We start from the raw sequence: 15,432 nt of genomic DNA on the forward strand, positions 1-15,432 counted from the left end.
GGGATGGCCGGCCCCCGTACCTCGTCGTGCACGCCGACGGTGACCGCGTCGAGGCGGCCGAGCTAGATCTCCGACTGGGACACCGTATGGGACGCCTGGCTGCCGGCAGAGCGTGGGGAGTTCTGGGAGCGGACCCTGACCGAGGAGGCCTGCCGGAGCTCGGTGCGGCACTGGGAGCGGACGTTCGCCCGGTACCTGACCACGCTGACCCGGGTGTGCAAGCGGGCGCGTCAGGCACTCCGTGCGGAAGGTGTGACTGATCAGGGCTTCGTCGTGGTCGTCCTGACCGACGACGACGCGGAGGAGGGACTGCTGCGGCGGGTCCTCGGCGTCCGCGAGATGCGACGGCTGTTTCCCGTGTACGAGGAGGCGGCGGCCTGGACCGCCGAGGTGGCGGCCCTGGCACCTGGGGAGCGCGCCGTCCGCTACGTAAGGGCGCTCAGCGTCCGGGACGGTCCGGTCGGGCGCGAGAAAGCGGAGAAGGCGCTGTGCGCATTGGGGCTGGATGCGGTGCCGGCTCTGATCGACGCATTGTCCCAGGGCCCGGACCGGTGGCAGGCGGCGAAGCTGCTCGCTGATATCGGGGACGCTTCGGACGAGGTGGTCGAGGCGCTCTCCGACGCTCTGCGGAACACCACGGGGCATGACCTGAGCTGGGTCGCGGTGGCGCTGTCCCGGCTGGGGCGGCTCGACATGGTGCTTGCCTCCTCCCCCCTGCCGGACGACACCGTCGTGGCGGCGGTGGCGGCGCCCTTCACCGCTTTCCGCGACCACACCGCCTCACCACCGCCGCTGGACTACGGGCCGCTGGAACATTTCCTGGTGGATCGGCCCCGGCTGAGCGAGGCGGTGGTGGCGGCGCTGCGTCCGGGCAGCAGTTACTGCGTGATCCGGGCCGAGGAGGTGAACACGGTTCTTGACGCCTTGCGTTCGCCTCATGCCGTGATCCGCCGTCACGCGGTCTCTGTCCTTGCGGTGCGGTCACTCGGCGCCGCCGTGGGCCGCCGCATCATTCCGCAGCTGACCGATGTCATGACCAAGGATCCCGACGCCACCACGCGCCGTCTGGCGGTCCTGTCCCTGCACTGGTGGAAGCACGACGTGCCCCTCCAGCAGGCCCTGCAAGATCCCGATCCCGGGGTGCGGACCACTGCACAGCAGTGTCTCAGCGAGAACTGAACGAGAACCGAGCGAGAAGGAGTCACCGTGAAGCGCATCGGTCTGATCGGCGTCGGGGAGATCGGCCGGGCCCTCGTCGAGGGCTTGTGCGAGGGAGTCGACGAGGCACCGGAGGTGTACCTGTCGCCGCGGGGTGCGGGCACGGCGGCGGAGCTGGCCGGGCGTTACAGGACCGTGCGCGTGTGCTCCGACAACCAAGCGGTGGTGGACAGTTCGGAAATCGTCCTGATCGCCGTGCGCCGCGATCAGCGTCACCAAGCGCTCGCCGGGCTGCGCGTGCACGGCGACAGAACCGTGGTCAACGTGATGGCCGGGGTCCGCAACGACGAGCTGCGCAAGACGCTCGGCGGTGAGGCCCCGATCGTACGGGCCATCCCCCTGCCCACCGTACGAGAGCGCCGCTCGGTCACCGTGACCTGCCCGTCGCATCCGCTGGTGGACGCCCTGTTCGAGGAGTTGGGCGGCGTCCTTCCCGTCGCCGACGAGGCGGCCTTCGACGTGTTCTCCGCGCTGACGGGGACGCTGACCACCCACTACGCCTACCTCGCCGCCCTGACGGCGTGGGCCGGCGAACAGGGCATCGCCCACGACGCAGCGGAACGCTACGTGCGCAGCCTCTTCCAGGGTGTCGGCCGTTCGCTGGGCGACGAGGCCCACACCCTGCAGCAGTTGGCGGCCGACCACGAGACTCCGGGCGGCAACAACGAGCGCATCCGCACCACTTGGTTCGACGAGGCCAACAGCACGGCGCTCGCCACGGCGCTGGACGGACTGCTCGGAGACCTCGGCCGGTGATGTGACCGGGAGGGTTCACTGTGGTCGGGAGACGGCTCACGGGACGAGCGCGGTCCGCGAGGCGACTGGTATTACTGGTGCATGCAGGAAGAGCAGGAAGAGACCGCGCGGTCCGCGATCGACACGTTCATCTCCGCGTTCAACGCCTCGGACGACAGCTATGTGACTGCGCTGCTCTCCCAGGCCCTCACCTCGGACGTGGTCTTCTGGGGACCGTTGGGCCGCAGTGAGGGGATCGAGGCGGTCGAGCGGTTCGTGCTGGACATCCGGCGCCACCCCGCGGGGACCGGCACGATGGTGCGCTGTTCGGCGGTGGACATGCCGGGCGAGTGGGCCCGGTACCAGTGGGTCTTCACGACGCCGGATGGAGGCCCCCGCCTCGCGGGAACGGACGTCGTCCATCTGCGGCGGAGCCTCATCGACCAGGTCATCGTCTTCGCGGGGGAGATCGAGCCGTCCGCTTCCTGAGGCGCCCGTAGCGGTCCGATCGGACGTCACCGCACATCCAACCGCCACGACGGCCAACCGGCGAACCTGTACGGTCACAGCGCTAGCCGGGCTCGGCACTCGTTTCCGTGGGCTTGGCGCTCGGCGCCTCGGCGGGTGCCGGGCTCATCGCACCGGATTCGCGTCCCGCCCACAGCACCGCCGCGATCAGCAGCGCCCCCGCCCCGACCAGCCACGGCAGCGGCCCCGGTGGCAGGGAGCCGGCGACGAGTCCGGCCAGGGCGCCGACGAGTTGGAGCGCGAGGGACTGTACGGAAAGGGCTGTGGCACGCCCCTCGTTGGTGACGCGTCGGTGGAGCAGCTCGTTCTGGTTGGGGCTTGCGGCGCCCAGGCCTACGTAGACCAGGCAGTAGCCCAGGACGGCCACGACGACAGGGAGTGCGCCGTCCGTCGTCGACGTCACGGCGAGCGCCACCAGTCCCCCTCCCGCGACGGCCAGGCACACCATCACCGCCCGTGAACCGCTGCCCGCGAGCCGTGCCGCGAGCGGCGCGAAGTGGCTGCCGACGCCCGAACACACGAACCCGGTGCAGGCCAGGGCGGCGAACAGCACAGCGCCCGACTCGGGCGCTCCGGTCAGGGCCGCGGCACGGCCCGGCGTGAGCAGTTCGAGGGCGCACAGGGCCGCTCCCACCGCGGCCGCGGTGAGCAGCACCCGTCGCACGATCCGGTCGCGGCCGCCGAGCCGCAGCCCGCCGACCACGGTGGCGGGCACACCCCGCAGCGTGGCGCCCAGTGTCGTACGGGGCCGGGGCTTCTCGGGCAGCGCCGTCATCACGTACACGGCGAACACCAGCGACAGCACGGAGGCGATCAGCGCCGGGACGGACAGCGCGAGGATCTGTCCGCCGGTCGCCTCGTTCAGCCGGTCCCCCAGCTCCGGCCCGAGGCCGAGCAGCCACGGCAGCGCGCCGCCGAGCAGGGTGCCCACCGCCAGCGCCGCCGAGGTCGCGGTGGATCCGCGCGCGAGTCCGGTGCGCAGGTCGGCGTCCGGGCCCGAGTGGGCCTGCACGGTCTCCACGTACCAGGCCTCGGCCGGCCCGCTGTGCAGCGCACGGCCGACGCCCTTGAGCGCCATGCCGAGCGCGAGCATCCAGGCGCTGGTGCCCAGTCCGACGAGCGCGAACGCGGCACAGTCGAAGACTCCGGCGGCGGCGAGCACCGCACGACGTCCGATGACGTCGGACAGTCCGCCGGTGGGGAGTTCGAGCAGCGCCACGGTCAGGGAGTGGGCGGCGAAGAAGCCCGCGATCGCGGCCAGACCCATCCCCCGCTCGGTGAACAGCAGAATCCCGGGCGCGACGGCCAGCCCGGCGGGCAGCCAGAACAGCACACAGACGGTGACGTACCGCCGGCGCGCCACGGCCGGACTGAGCAATGCGGTCACGCGAGCCCCCAAGTCGACATGCGGGGGCGGACGGCGTCCCCCTCGCCGAAGAACGGCAAGGTTATGCCAGGGCGCGGTCCGGCAGAAGATCTTGTGCCCGAGTTCCTGCGCGACTCGGAGGCCGAACTCCCTTACGTACGCGGGGAATGCCCGGGGCTCTTCCAGGGGTCCGGCCGCTCAGATCCGGAAGATGCGCACCACATGGGGTGTATCGGCGAGCGTGTGCGGCGCGAAGGCGTGGTAGGCCCACACATGCACCCAGGCGTTCCCCGTCCGCAGGGTCAGGACCGACTTCATCATCCCGGGCCCGAAGTAGGTGAGCAGCAGGAAGCTGACCGACAGGACCGCGTCGCCTGGTGTGGTGAACCGTGTCCAGGCGTCCCACAGGTGGAAGACCGTATAGGCAAGGCCGCCCAGGACGACAGTGGCCGCTGTGGAGCCGGTGAGCTTGCGCAGCCGCGGCAGCAGGATCGCGTAGATGAAGACCATCGCGGGCAGGACCGTGCCGGCGAAGTAGAGGGCGAACGCGGCAGGTACGCCGAGGAGCAGTTGGCGTCCATCGAGGTCGAAGAGCTCCGGCCTGAGGACCGCGAACTGCACCGCGGACTCGACCACGAGGACCACGCCGATCAGCAGGGCGTCGGCCCGACGGTCGGCCGAGCGCAGGTTCAGGTCCTCGGCGCTGTAGCGGCGCCGGAAGAACAGCAGCGGCAGGACGGCGTACACGACCAGGTTGTAGAGAGCCCAGGTGACGGCCTCGGCCGCGCCGACATGTTCATGGGTCCCATAGAGCGTGCCCGCGAGGTGGAAGCCGAACGGGTCCCAGCCGAGCGAGCGCGCCAGTACGAAGCCGAGGGCGAGGCCGCCGGCCCCGTACGCCAGCAGAAGCAGGGTCTCCTTCAGGGCGACGGAGCGCTCGGGTGCCCGCGCGGCCACGTCGGGGCGGGTGCGCCGGCGGGTCAGCAGGACCGTGACACCCATGAGGAGCAGCACTTCGGCAAGGGCGACGTTGGCCTCCACCAGGCGTCCCCCGGGCGTGCTTTCGGCGGTGGACGGCCAGTCGAAGGGCAGCCGTTCGTCGGCGAGGGCCAGGACGAGCACGTTCACGGTCAGCCAGCCGGCCGCGACCGCCCACAGGACGGGAGAGCGCAGGAACACCCAGCGCGGCGGGCCGTTGAGTTCCGGAGAGTTGGAGCGGGTGGGCTGCATGTGCGCCTCCGCGGGCTCTTCGGCGCGAGTGCACCGGAGCAGTTAACGTAGCACGACTGTGTTATAAAGAGCCCATGCCGAAAGTGGTCGACCCTCAACTCCGCCGCACAGAGCTGGCCGAGGCCGTATGGCGGGTGATCCGGCGTGACTCCCTCGAGCAGGCCTCGGTCCGCAACGTCGCGCAGGAGGCCGGTCTTTCGGCGGGTTCGCTGCGGCACTACTTCAGCAGCCAGTCCGAGTTGATGGTCTTCGCCATGCGAATGGTCATCGACCGGATCGAGCAGCGGATCGAGCAGCGGACTGCCGCGCTCAGCGCGGAGTGCGACCCCCTGCGGCGTGCCGAAACCGTGGTCGCCGAGTTGCTGCCGCTGGACGCCGAACGGCGGGCGGAGAACGAGGTATGGCTCGCCTTCACCGCCCGCTCCATGACCGATCCGACACTGCGCGCGCTGCGCGAGGAGAGCTACGACAGGCTCCGCGACGGCTGTCGCGGCCTGGTGACCGGACTCATCGGACCCGACCGTGACCCGGAGCTGGCGGCGGCCAGGCTGCATGCGCTGGTGGACGGCTTGGCCGTGCACGCGGCGATGCGGCCGGAGGCCTGCACCGCGGAATCGATGCGCGCTGTCATCGCCGTCCACCTGGCAGAGCTGTCGGAGCCACGACGGGAGAGCTGAACGGTCCGGGTGACCTTCTTCGGCTCTGAGGGTCCGGGTGACCCCCTTCGGCCCTGGGGTCCGGGTGACCTCCAGCGGCCCTGCGGGTCCGGGTTACCTCCAACGGCCCTGCGGGCCTCAGACGCCGAACTCCCGTACAGCTGCCAGGAATGCGCGCGGGTTCTCCTCGTGTACGAGATGTCCGGCCTCGATCGTGACGAGGCGTGCGTCCGGCAGCGCGGCGGCCATCGCGGCGATCTGCTCCTGGGGCACATGGCTCTTGGCGCCGCCCGCGATCACGAGCGTGGGGACCGTGATCCGCGCGTACCGCGCACGCCAGGCCGGGTCGGGATCGTTGAGGTCACGGTCGGTGTCGGGGACGAGGGGCCAGTCGAAGCCGAGTGCGCCGTCGGGGCGTCGGGCCGGGCCGCGGCGGGGTTCGAGCGGCACCATCGCGGGGGCTTCCTCGATCACCAGGCGCCCGATCAGAGCGGGCTGCCGCTGGGCGAGCAGCCAGGCCGCGGCCCCGCCCATCGAGTGGCCGATCACCGTGGCTCCCGCCAGGCCCCGGTCCTCGATGAAGGCGCACAGGTCGTCACGGAAGCCCGCGAACGAGTACGTACCGGGCCAGTCGCTGAGCCCGTGCCCGGTGAGATCGAGCGCGTACACGCGGTGGTCGGCGGCGAGGTCGGCGGCGATGTCCGTCCAGTCGCGGCGGTCGGCGCCACGGCCGTGGGCCAGGGCGACGGGCGGGGCGGGCGCCCGGCCCCCCCCCGTGTGGGGGAGGGGGCCCCCCGCGGGGGGGGGGCGGCGTTGCCGGCCCGGCGGGGGCGGCGGGCCCCCGGGCGGGGGCCCGGGCGGACGGGCGGCGCGCCCGCCGGGCCGCTCACGGTGTAGGCAAGGCGCCCGCGTACGGTGCGGGCGCTGTGCACGGACGGGTCGAAGAAGGCGGCGACCGTACGGCGGAAGGCGCCCGGATCGTCCAGCCAAGGGAAGTGCCCGGCACCGGGCTGCACGTCGAACTGCGCCCGGGGCAGGACCTCTTCCAGCTCACGGGCAACCTGCGGGCGCGGGCAGCCGTCCAGTTCGCCGCTCAGGACCAGCACGTCCGCGTCCAGCGCCGCGAGCGCGCCCCGGGTCGCCGGCGGATCGAAGGCACCCTCCGACCCGTACCGCAGCGCGGCCTCCATGTTGATCTGCATGGGGCTGTCTGCCGCATGCGCCTTGGCCTGCGCATCCCACCGGCCGTAGAAGAAGGCCTGGAAGGGTCCTTCCGCCTCCTCCCCGCGCAGCCGTGCCTCGAAGACGGGCCACGCCTCGTCGAACCAAGGCTCGCCGCTGCGCAGGCGCGCCGCCTCGCTCCGCTGCTCCGGCGTGACCGGGATGCCGACGGCCCACAGGGTGGGGGTGATCAGCGCGAGCTGCCGCACCCGCGCCGGGTGGGCGGCCGCGTACAGGAGCGCGAGGTTGGAGCCCGCCGAGTGCGCCAGCAGATCGACGCGGTCGAGGCCGAGATGCTCCCGCAGCGCCTCGATGTCCCCCACCTGCCGGTCGCAGCGGTACGTGTCCGGGTCGGCCGGTGCGTCCGAGGCGCCCGTGCCCCGCAGATCCAGGAACACCAACTGCCGGTGCGCATCGAGACCGCCGAGGTCACCGAGGTAGGCGCCGGCGCGCATCGCCCCGCCGGGCACGCAGATCAGCGGCTCGCCGGTGCCCGCCGTGCGGTAGGCGAGGCGGGTTCCGTCCGGGGCTGTGAAGGTGGGCATGGCGTGATCCTCACAGCGGGGTCGTCGCCGTGGCAAGGCAATTCACCAGTGGTGAACGCACCCGCCCGCGGACGCCACGGAACGTCTTGAGAGACTGCCCCCGTGCATGCATCGACGCAGGTGGGCGAGCGCTTGGCGCTGCGGGCCGCCGAACCGGACGACCGCGAGGCCATCGCCGAACTGCGGGCCGTCGTGCTGCGCCCGGACCTCGAACGCCTCGGCCGCTTCGACCCGCAGCGGGTCCGCCGGCGCTTCCTCGACGCCTACACCCCCGCGCACACCTTCCTCGTCCTGTACGACGGCGCCTTCGCCGGCTGCGTGGCCCTGCGCCCCGCCGACGACTGCCGCTGGCTGGAGCACTTCTACCTCCGCCCCGAGCTGCAGGGCCGCGGCCTCGGCTCGGCGGTCCTGCGCACCGTCCTCGCATCGTCCGACGCCGCCGGCGAGACCGTACGCCTCAACGTCCTTCAGGGAAGCCCCGCCCGGCGCCTGTACGAACGGCACGGGTTCGTCCTGGAGTCCGAGGACCCCGTGGATGTGTTCATGGTGCGGCGCCCGCCGACGGGTCGTCGGCTCTCCGTCTTCCCGAACACCGGTCCCTAGCTCCCGTCTTCCCGAACACCGGTCCCTAGCTCCCGTCTTCCCGAACACCGGTCCCTAGCTCCCGTCTTCCCGAACACCGGTCCCTAGCTCCCGTCTTCCCGAACACCGGTCCCTAGCTCCCGTCTTCCCGAACACCGGTCCCTAGCTCTCCGTCTCCCCGAACAACTGCCGCACCGTGGTCCGGTAGTTGGTCTGCACGTGCGTCAACGCGCTCGCGCGGGCCCGGTCCCGGTCGCCCGAGGCGAGGGCCGCGTACAGCTCGTGGTGTTCCTCGAGGAGCGTGCGCCACTCCTCGTTGCGCCGCGTCATCCAGCGCATCCGGCCGTCGACCGGCTCCATCACCGACATCAGCAGCCCATTGCCCGCCATGGCGAGGATCCGGTCGTGGAACAGGGTGTTGACGTCCGTGATCGTCTCGGCGTCCTGGGCCTCGGTGGCCACGGTCGCCCGGTCGAGGAGCTCCGCCAGATCGGCGAGCGCCTCCGGGGTGGCCCGCTCGGCCGCGAGACCGGCGGCGTAGACCTCCAACGCCTCGCGCAGTTCGAAGAGTTCCTGGACGTCGGTGGCGTCCAGGCGCCGCACCAGCGCCCGCCGTGGCGACTCGAAGTACACGAATCCCTCGGCGACGAGGGCGCGCACCGCTTCCCGCACGGGCACCCTCGACACCCCGAAGCGCTCGGCCAGTTCCCGTTCGACCAGACGGTCCCCCGGGCGCAGCCGGCCGGCGACTATGTCCTGCCGCAGCTCGGCGAGCACCTTCTCGCGCACGGCTCCGAGCGCGCGTTCAGCAGTGGTCATGAGCTCATTTAACCTGCCGCGACCCAAATGCACGTGGCCGGGGGCGACATGGGCCGGACGCGATCGGTCACCCAGGACAGCCGCTCCTTTTACCTACTCGTAACCGACGGGACATTGCCGCGTGCCGGTGGCGGCGGGACGATGACCGCGTCGCGCTTGGTATACCAAACGCACCGCTCCCTCCTGTCCCCGTCCCATGGAGGCTCCATGTCCGTCCTCGACGGCACGCGCCCTCCGGGTGCCCCCACCACCCCGGATCCCCGCCTCACCAACGAAGACCTCGCGCCCGCCAAGGAGCGCAAGTGGAAGGTCTTCGACCTGTTCGCGCTGTGGATGTCCGATGTGCACAACCTCGGCAACTACACGTTCGCCGCAGGCCTGTTGGTCATCGGCATGAGCGTCTGGCAGGTCTTCACCTCCCTGCTCGTCGGCTTCATCCTGATCTACATCGGGATGAACGCGATGGGGAAGATGGGCCAGAAGCACGGCGTCCCGTTCCCCGTCATCAGCCGGATCAGCTTCGGCGTCTGGGGTGCGAACATCCCCGCGCTGATCCGCGCGGTGATCGCCATCGCCTGGTACGGCATCCAGACCTATCTGGCCTCGGTCGCCGTGAACGTGATGCTGCTCGCCGCCTGGCCGGGCCTTGAATCCTGGACCGAGCACTCGTTCCTCGGACTTGACGCGCTCGGCTGGGTGTCGTTCCTGTCCCTGTGGGTGCTCCAGGCGCTGATCATGACGCAGGGCATGGAGTCCATCCGCAAGTTCCAGGACTTCTGCGGCCCGGCGATCTGGGTCGTGATGATCGCGCTCGCGATCTGGATCCTGTCCGAGGCCGACTGGACCATCTCGCTCACCGACAGTTTCCACCCGGTGGACACCGGGGAGCAGGTCCGGCTGTGGTTCGGGGCGATCGGCCTGATCCTCGCCACCTACGGCACCCTGATGCTCAACTTCTGCGACTTCTCCCGCTTCGCTCCCGACTACCGCACCGTCAAGCGCGGCAACTTCTGGGGCCTGCCCATCAACTCCACCGCGTTCGTGGTCCTTTCGGTGGTCGTGACCGCCGGCAGCATGGAGGTGTACGGCGAGGCCATCACCGACCCCGCCCTGCTCGTCGCCAAGGTCGACAACACCCTGGTGCTCTTCCTCGGCGCCCTGACCTTCGCCATCGCCACCATGGGCGTGAACATCGTCGCCAACTTCGTCTCCCCCGCGTACGACCTGGCGAACGTCTGGCCGCAGAAGATCACTTTCAAGGTGGGCGGCTTCATCTCCACCGTCGCGGCACTGCTCGTCACGCCGTGGAACCTCTACTCCAACCCGACAGTCGTGAACTACTTCCTGGGCGGGCTCGGCGCCTTCCTCGGACCGCTGTTCGGCGTGATCATGGTGGACTACTTCTGGGTCAAGCGCGGCAGGATCGATGTGGACCAGCTCTTCAACGCCGGTCCCGACTCGCCGTACCACTACCGCAAGGGCTTCAACCCCAAGGCCCTGTGGGCGTTCGTGCCGAGTGCGGCGATCACCGCAGTGCTCGCGCTGGCGCCGGCCTTCGACGCGGCGGCTCCGTACTCCTGGTTCATCGGTGTGGCGATCTCGGCGGCCCTGTACGCGGCGATCTGCCGCGCCGAGCGCGCCGCCACCCCGGTGGTCCCGGCCCAGCGGGCCGCGCAGCCGGAGGCCTGAGCGCATGCACCTGCTCGTCACGAACTGCAACACCACCGCGGCCATGACCGAGGAGATCGTGGCCGGCGCCCGCGCGGCCGCGAGCCCGGGGACGACCGTCACCGGACTCACGCCGGAGTGGGGCCCGGAGTCGGCCGAGGGGTGGCTGGACAGCTATCTGTCGGCGGCCGCGGTGCTCGACACACTGCGGCGGTACGAGGGCGCGTGCGACGCCGTCGTGATGGCGGGGTTCGGCGAGCACGGCCGTGAGGGCGCACGGGAACTGCTCGGCGTACCCGTCGTCGACATCACCGAGGCGGCCGCACATCTGGCCTGTCTCATCGGACGGCGCTACGCGGTGATCACCACCCTCGACCGGACCCGCGGCCAGATCGAGGACAGCCTCCACGCAGCTGGGGTCCTCGCCCATTGTGCGGCGGTGACAGGTACCGGGCTCGGCGTCCTCGAACTGGGCGATCCGGAACGGACGCTGGAGGCCTTCGTACAGGCCGCGGAACGCGCGAAGGAGGCGGGCGCCGAGGTCCTGGTGCTCGGCTGCGCCGGGATGACCGGGCTGCAGCGGGCCGTCGGCGACAAGCTCGGACTGCCGGTCGTGGACGGTGTGGCGGCCGCGGTGAAACTCGCCGAGTCGCTTGTCTCGCTCGGCCTCACCACCAGCAAGGCGGGCGGCTACGCGGATCCGCTGCCGAAGCGGCGCCGGTGGGGGCCGCCCGAACGGTGAGCAGCCCTGCGCGCGGCGCGGCGGCCCCACTCCGGGAGCCGCCGCGCCGTGGCATGCCTCCCCCAACTCCCCGGCGCATACCTCTTGTCCGCGGCCGCCCCCTCCTGAATTACTGATCCCGGCAGCTCAACCGAATGATCGGTCGCCCGATACGGGCGTGAGTGGACGGTACGGGCCGCCGGAACGATACGGGCGCGCGCGGACGGCACGGGACAGGAGTACGGCGGATGACGGACATGTTCGACGCGGGTGAGCGGCTCGACGCAAAGGAGCTCCAGCTGCTCCAACTGACGCGGCTGCGGGACACGTTGGAGCATGCGTACCGGAACGTGCCGCATTACCGGGCCGCCTTCGACAAGGCCGGAGTGCACCCCGGGGACTGCCGTTCGCTCGCGGACCTCGCCCGTTTCCCGTTCACCACCAAGGCCGATCTGCGGGAGAACTATCCCTTCGGGATGTTCGCCGTCGAGCGCTCCGAGATCCGGCGCATCCACGCGTCCAGCGGAACGACGGGGCGGCCGACCGTGGTCGGGTACACCGAGGGTGATCTGGACGTGTGGGCCGATGTGGTCGCCCGGTCGATCCGCGCGGCGGGCGGGCGGCCGGGACAGATCGTGCATGTGGCGTACGGATACGGCCTGTTCACGGGCGGCCTCGGCGCGCATTACGGGGCCGAGCGGCTCGGCTGCACGGTCGTGCCCGCATCGGGCGGGATGACCGCACGCCAGGTCCAGCTGATCCAGGACTTCCGCCCCGAGATCATCATGGTGACGCCCTCGTACATGCTGACGCTCCTCGACGAGTTCGAGCGCCAGGGCATCGACCCGCGCACCACCTCCCTGCGCACCGGCATCTTCGGCGCCGAACCGTGGACCGAGCAGATGCGCACGGAGATCGAGGAGCGGTTCGCGATCGACGCCGTGGACATCTACGGGCTCTCGGAGGTGATGGGCCCGGGTGTCGCGCAGGAGTGCGTGGAGACCAAGGACGGGCTGCACATCTGGGAGGACCACTTCTACCCGGAGGTGGTGGATCCGGTGACCGGAGCGGTGCTGCCGGACGGCGAGCCCGGTGAGCTGGTGTTCACCTCGCTCACCAAGCAGGCCATGCCCGTGATCCGTTACCGGACAAGGGACCTGACGCGTCTGCTGCCGGGGTCGGCCCGGCCCGCGTTCCGCCGTATGGAGAAGATCACCGGCCGCAGTGACGACATGGTGATCCTGCGCGGGGTGAATCTCTTCCCGACCCAGATCGAGGAGATCGTGCTCCGCACGCCCGGTGTCGCCCCGCACTTCCAGCTGCGGCTCACTCGTGCGGGCCGCCTCGACGCCCTGACCGTACGGGCGGAGGCGCGCGCCGATGCCACCGCCGAGGAACGGGCAGCGGCGGCGGGCGCCATCGCGCGGGCGGTGAAGGACGGGGTGGGTGTGTCGGCCGGGGTCGAGATCGTGGATCCCGAGACGCTGGAGCGATCGGTGGGGAAGATCAAGCGGATTGTGGACGAGCGGCCGCGTAGGAGCGCGTCGGCGAGCTGAGCCCGGGAACCGAACTGCGCGGATCCCCGGCCGCCAGGTCCCGCGCCACCTCGCGCGCGGTCCGCACAAAGGCCTCGACCGGGCCGGGCGCCTGACCGGCCCGCCAGACCAGCCCGTAGTGGACCGGTTCCGCGTCACTGAAGGGGACATAGGCGACACCGGGCCGCGCGTAATACGTGGCCGTGTGCGCGGGGGCGAGCAGCGCACCCTTGCCGCCCGCGATGAGCATCAGGGCTTCCTGCATGTTGGTCACGCTGGGGCCCTGGGGGATCGCGCGGCCCGCCGGGGTACGGGTGGGTACGTGGTGCTCGCGCCAGTAGTCCGGCAATGCGCCTTCGAGCTGCAGCAGCGGCACCTCCCCCAGGTCTTCCACGGACACCGAGTCCCGCGCGGACAGCGGATGGGCCGTGCCGATCACGAGGACGCGCTCCTCGGCGAGCAGCGCGGGCCCGCCGCCGAGATCGTCCTCCTGTACGGGGAGCTCCTGCAGCTGGACGTCGAAGTCCCCGTTGCGCAGCTGTCCGTACGGATCGGTGAGCGGCACCTCGCAGATCTCCACGGCGAGCCCGGGGTGGCTGACGCGCAGCGCCTCCGTGGCCTTCAGGACGATCTCGCCGGTGAGCGGGTTGGCGAAGCCGACGTGCAACACCGTGTCGATCCCGCGCGCGGTGGCGGCGGCCCGGGCGAGGGCGTCCTCGATGCCCTGGTGCAGGGGTGCGAGGTCCTCGCGGAGCTGACGGCCGAGTGCGGTCAGGGCGACCCGGCGGCTGGTGCGGGTGAACAGCGGGGCACCGACGCGGCGTTCGAGCCGCTGGACCAGCTGGCTCACGCGCGCGCGGGAGAGCCGCAGCTTGTCGGCGGTGCGGCCGAAGTGCAGCTCCTCGGCGAGCAGGAGAAAGCACTCCAGTTCATCGCGTTCCATCAAGTCCCCCAGGTCGCGTGGCGTTTCGTCGAGGCCTCCCAGGTCACAGCGGATCGGTAAGCCTGGTTGAACGAACGTTGCGATCATCGCCGTTGTTCCGCCCGCTCGCTCTGGCCGAAGGTGAGGAAGCCGCCAGGAGGCGGCCCCCACTCCCTTCCCCTCAGAGGAACCGCCATGAGTTCGCCCCGTACGTATCCGCATAAATCAGCAGACGCCCTGAGCGGCCGGGACTGGGGCGTGCTGCTCGTCCTGTGCGGCGCGATCTTCCTGGAGGGCATCGATGTGGCCATGCTCAATGTGGCCCTGCCGTCCATCCGCGCCGACCTCGGCCTGTCCACCGGTTCCCTGCAGTGGGTGATGAGCGCCTACGTCCTGGGCTACGGCGGCTTCATGCTGCTCGGCGGCCGCGCGGCCGACCTGTTCGGGCGCCGGCAGATGTTCGTGTTCTGGCTCACCGTCTTCCTGCTCTTCTCCGGACTCGGCGGCCTCGCCTCCGAGGGCTGGATGCTGATCGTGGCCCGGTTCGTCACGGGCGTCGCGGCGGCGTTCATGACCCCGGCCGGCCTGTCGATCATCACCACGAGCTTCGCCGAGGGCCCACAGCGCAACAAGGCGCTGCTCGTCTACTCCGGCACCGGGGCCGGCGGCTTCTCCATCGGCCTGGTCGTCGGTGGTCTGCTGACTTCGGTCGGCTGGCGCTGGGTGTTCTTCGCCCCGGTGGTGCTCTCCGCGCTGATCCTGCTCGCCGCGCTCACCCTCGTCCCCAGGACGCCGCGCCCCGAACGCACCGGCCGGAGCGTGGACTTGGCGGGCGGCCTGACCGTCACCGCCGCGATCGTGCTGATCGTCCTGGGCGTGGAGCGTGCCTCCCACACCGGACTCGTCGAGACCCTGCTCACCCTGGGCGCCGGTCTCGCCTCACTGCTCGCGTTCGTCGTCATCGAAGCGCGGTCGGCCAACCCCTTGGTGCGTCTGGGCATCTTCCGCAGCGGCGCCCTGGTGCGCGCGAATCTCGCCGGGCTGCTCTTCGCCGCGGGCTTCTTCGGCTTCCAGTTCCTGGTCGTCCTCTATCTCCAGGAACTCCGAGGCTGGTCCACGCTCGAGACCAGCTTCGCGATGATCGTCATCGGGATCGACGCGATCCTCTCGCCGCTGCTCGTGCCCCGCCTTGTGGCCCGTTTCGGCAGTGCGCGCCTCATCCTCGGCGGCCTGCTCGCCGCCTCGCTCTCGTACGCCCTGTTCCTGCCGGTCGGCGCCGACTGGACGTATCTGGCGATGCTGCCCAGCCTGCTGCTGCTCGGCATCGCGTTCGCCCTCGCCTACGGTCCGTTGACGATCGTGGCCACCGAGGGCGTCAAGGAGGAGGAGCAGGGCCTGGCCGGCGGACTCCTCTACACGTCCTTCCAGTTCGGGGCGGCGCTCGGTCTCTCGGCGGCCACGGCCGTGAATGTCGCGGCCACCACGTCGAACGCACCGTCCGCACTCCTCGACGGCTACCGGTCCGCCCTGTGGGTGCCGCTCGCCGCGGCCCTGCTCGCCGCGCTCATCAGCGCTTTCGGGGTTCGGGCCCGATCCGCCGGCACGGTGACCGCGACAGGCGGACCGGCCGTCGACACCGCCGCCCCGGCCGAACTCCCCACCGCCCGCTGACCTTTCCCCGAAGGG

Annotated in this window: 14 protein-coding genes and 1 pseudogene; 9 read left to right on the forward strand and 6 right to left on the reverse strand. The window is 71.0% G+C overall.

Going from position 1 to position 15,432, the window contains the following annotated elements:
* Positions 1-99 precede the first annotated feature (99 nt).
* From JAO81_RS43310 to JAO81_RS04605, 3 genes are all read left to right on the forward strand, one after another.
* A complete protein-coding gene (locus JAO81_RS43310) occupies positions 100-1,179 on the forward strand; it encodes a HEAT repeat domain-containing protein (RefSeq protein ID WP_267912975.1) in 1,080 nt (359 codons plus the stop codon).
* A 27-nt stretch (positions 1,180-1,206) separates the two neighbouring features.
* Positions 1,207-1,974, forward strand: a complete 768-nt coding sequence (locus JAO81_RS04600) for an NAD(P)-binding domain-containing protein (RefSeq protein WP_199546454.1) — start codon at positions 1,207-1,209, stop codon at positions 1,972-1,974.
* 81 nt (positions 1,975-2,055) lie between these two features.
* On the forward strand, positions 2,056-2,442 hold the full coding sequence (locus tag JAO81_RS04605) for a nuclear transport factor 2 family protein (RefSeq protein WP_199546455.1): 387 nt from the start codon (positions 2,056-2,058) through the stop codon (positions 2,440-2,442).
* A gap of 82 nt (positions 2,443-2,524) precedes the next feature.
* On the opposite strand, the gene JAO81_RS04610 is transcribed toward JAO81_RS04605, so the two are convergent.
* Together JAO81_RS04610 and JAO81_RS04615 are read right to left on the reverse strand one after the other, a co-directional pair.
* Entirely contained in the window at positions 2,525-3,868 is a 1,344-nt protein-coding gene (locus JAO81_RS04610; protein ID WP_307813143.1) for an MFS transporter, read from the reverse strand.
* A gap of 177 nt (positions 3,869-4,045) precedes the next feature.
* Positions 4,046-5,077: a hypothetical protein gene (locus tag JAO81_RS04615; protein ID WP_199546457.1), complete on the reverse strand. Its 1,032-nt coding sequence runs from the start codon at positions 5,075-5,077 to the stop codon at positions 4,046-4,048.
* Between the two features lie 74 nt (positions 5,078-5,151).
* Here JAO81_RS04615 and JAO81_RS04620 point away from each other — a divergent pair, with 74 nt between their 5' ends.
* A complete protein-coding gene (locus tag JAO81_RS04620) occupies positions 5,152-5,754 on the forward strand; it encodes a TetR/AcrR family transcriptional regulator (RefSeq protein ID WP_199546458.1) in 603 nt (200 codons plus the stop codon).
* A 117-nt stretch (positions 5,755-5,871) separates the two neighbouring features.
* On the opposite strand, the gene JAO81_RS04625 is transcribed toward JAO81_RS04620, so the two are convergent.
* A complete protein-coding gene (locus tag JAO81_RS04625; protein WP_374194261.1) occupies positions 5,872-6,723 on the reverse strand; it encodes an alpha/beta fold hydrolase in 852 nt (283 codons plus the stop codon).
* 44 nt (positions 6,724-6,767) lie between these two features.
* Positions 6,768-7,499: pseudogene (locus JAO81_RS04630) on the reverse strand (alpha/beta hydrolase); the annotation flags it as partial.
* Between the two features lie 102 nt (positions 7,500-7,601).
* On the opposite strand from JAO81_RS04630, the gene JAO81_RS04635 reads away from it, so the two are divergent.
* The gene (locus tag JAO81_RS04635; RefSeq protein WP_374194258.1) at positions 7,602-8,102 is read left to right on the forward strand and encodes an N-acetyltransferase family protein; all 501 of its coding nucleotides are present in this window, start codon (positions 7,602-7,604) and stop codon (positions 8,100-8,102) included.
* Positions 8,103-8,243: 141 nt separating this feature from the next.
* Here JAO81_RS04635 and JAO81_RS04640 read toward each other — a convergent pair whose 3' ends face one another.
* Complete coding sequence (locus tag JAO81_RS04640) at positions 8,244-8,900, reverse strand: GntR family transcriptional regulator (RefSeq protein ID WP_199546459.1); 657 nt, start codon at positions 8,898-8,900, stop codon at positions 8,244-8,246.
* 207 nt (positions 8,901-9,107) lie between these two features.
* Between JAO81_RS04640 and JAO81_RS04645 the strand changes: the two genes are divergently transcribed.
* From JAO81_RS04645 to paaK, 3 genes are all read left to right on the forward strand, one after another.
* Entirely contained in the window at positions 9,108-10,589 is a 1,482-nt protein-coding gene (locus JAO81_RS04645) for an NCS1 family nucleobase:cation symporter-1 (RefSeq protein ID WP_199546460.1), read from the forward strand.
* A 4-nt stretch (positions 10,590-10,593) separates the two neighbouring features.
* Positions 10,594-11,310 (forward strand): aspartate/glutamate racemase family protein, encoded by a 717-nt coding sequence (locus JAO81_RS04650; protein WP_199546461.1) that lies wholly within the window; start codon positions 10,594-10,596, stop codon positions 11,308-11,310.
* Positions 11,311-11,537: 227 nt separating this feature from the next.
* Complete coding sequence (paaK, locus tag JAO81_RS04655) at positions 11,538-12,845, forward strand: phenylacetate--CoA ligase PaaK (RefSeq protein WP_199546462.1); 1,308 nt, start codon at positions 11,538-11,540, stop codon at positions 12,843-12,845.
* Here paaK and JAO81_RS04660 read toward each other — a convergent pair.
* Positions 12,796-13,767 carry a LysR family transcriptional regulator gene (locus tag JAO81_RS04660; RefSeq protein WP_199546463.1) on the reverse strand — a complete coding sequence of 324 codons (972 nt, stop codon included), beginning with the start codon at positions 13,765-13,767 and terminating at the stop codon, positions 12,796-12,798. The genes paaK and JAO81_RS04660 overlap by 50 nt on opposite strands.
* Before the next feature lie 174 nt (positions 13,768-13,941).
* On the opposite strand from JAO81_RS04660, the gene JAO81_RS04665 reads away from it, so the two are divergent.
* On the forward strand, positions 13,942-15,417 hold the full coding sequence (locus tag JAO81_RS04665; RefSeq protein WP_374194259.1) for an MFS transporter: 1,476 nt from the start codon (positions 13,942-13,944) through the stop codon (positions 15,415-15,417).
* Positions 15,418-15,432 lie beyond the last annotated feature (15 nt).

This window comes from Streptomyces sp. N35, from assembly GCF_016464295.1.
Classification (GTDB): domain Bacteria; phylum Actinomycetota; class Actinomycetes; order Streptomycetales; family Streptomycetaceae; genus Streptomyces.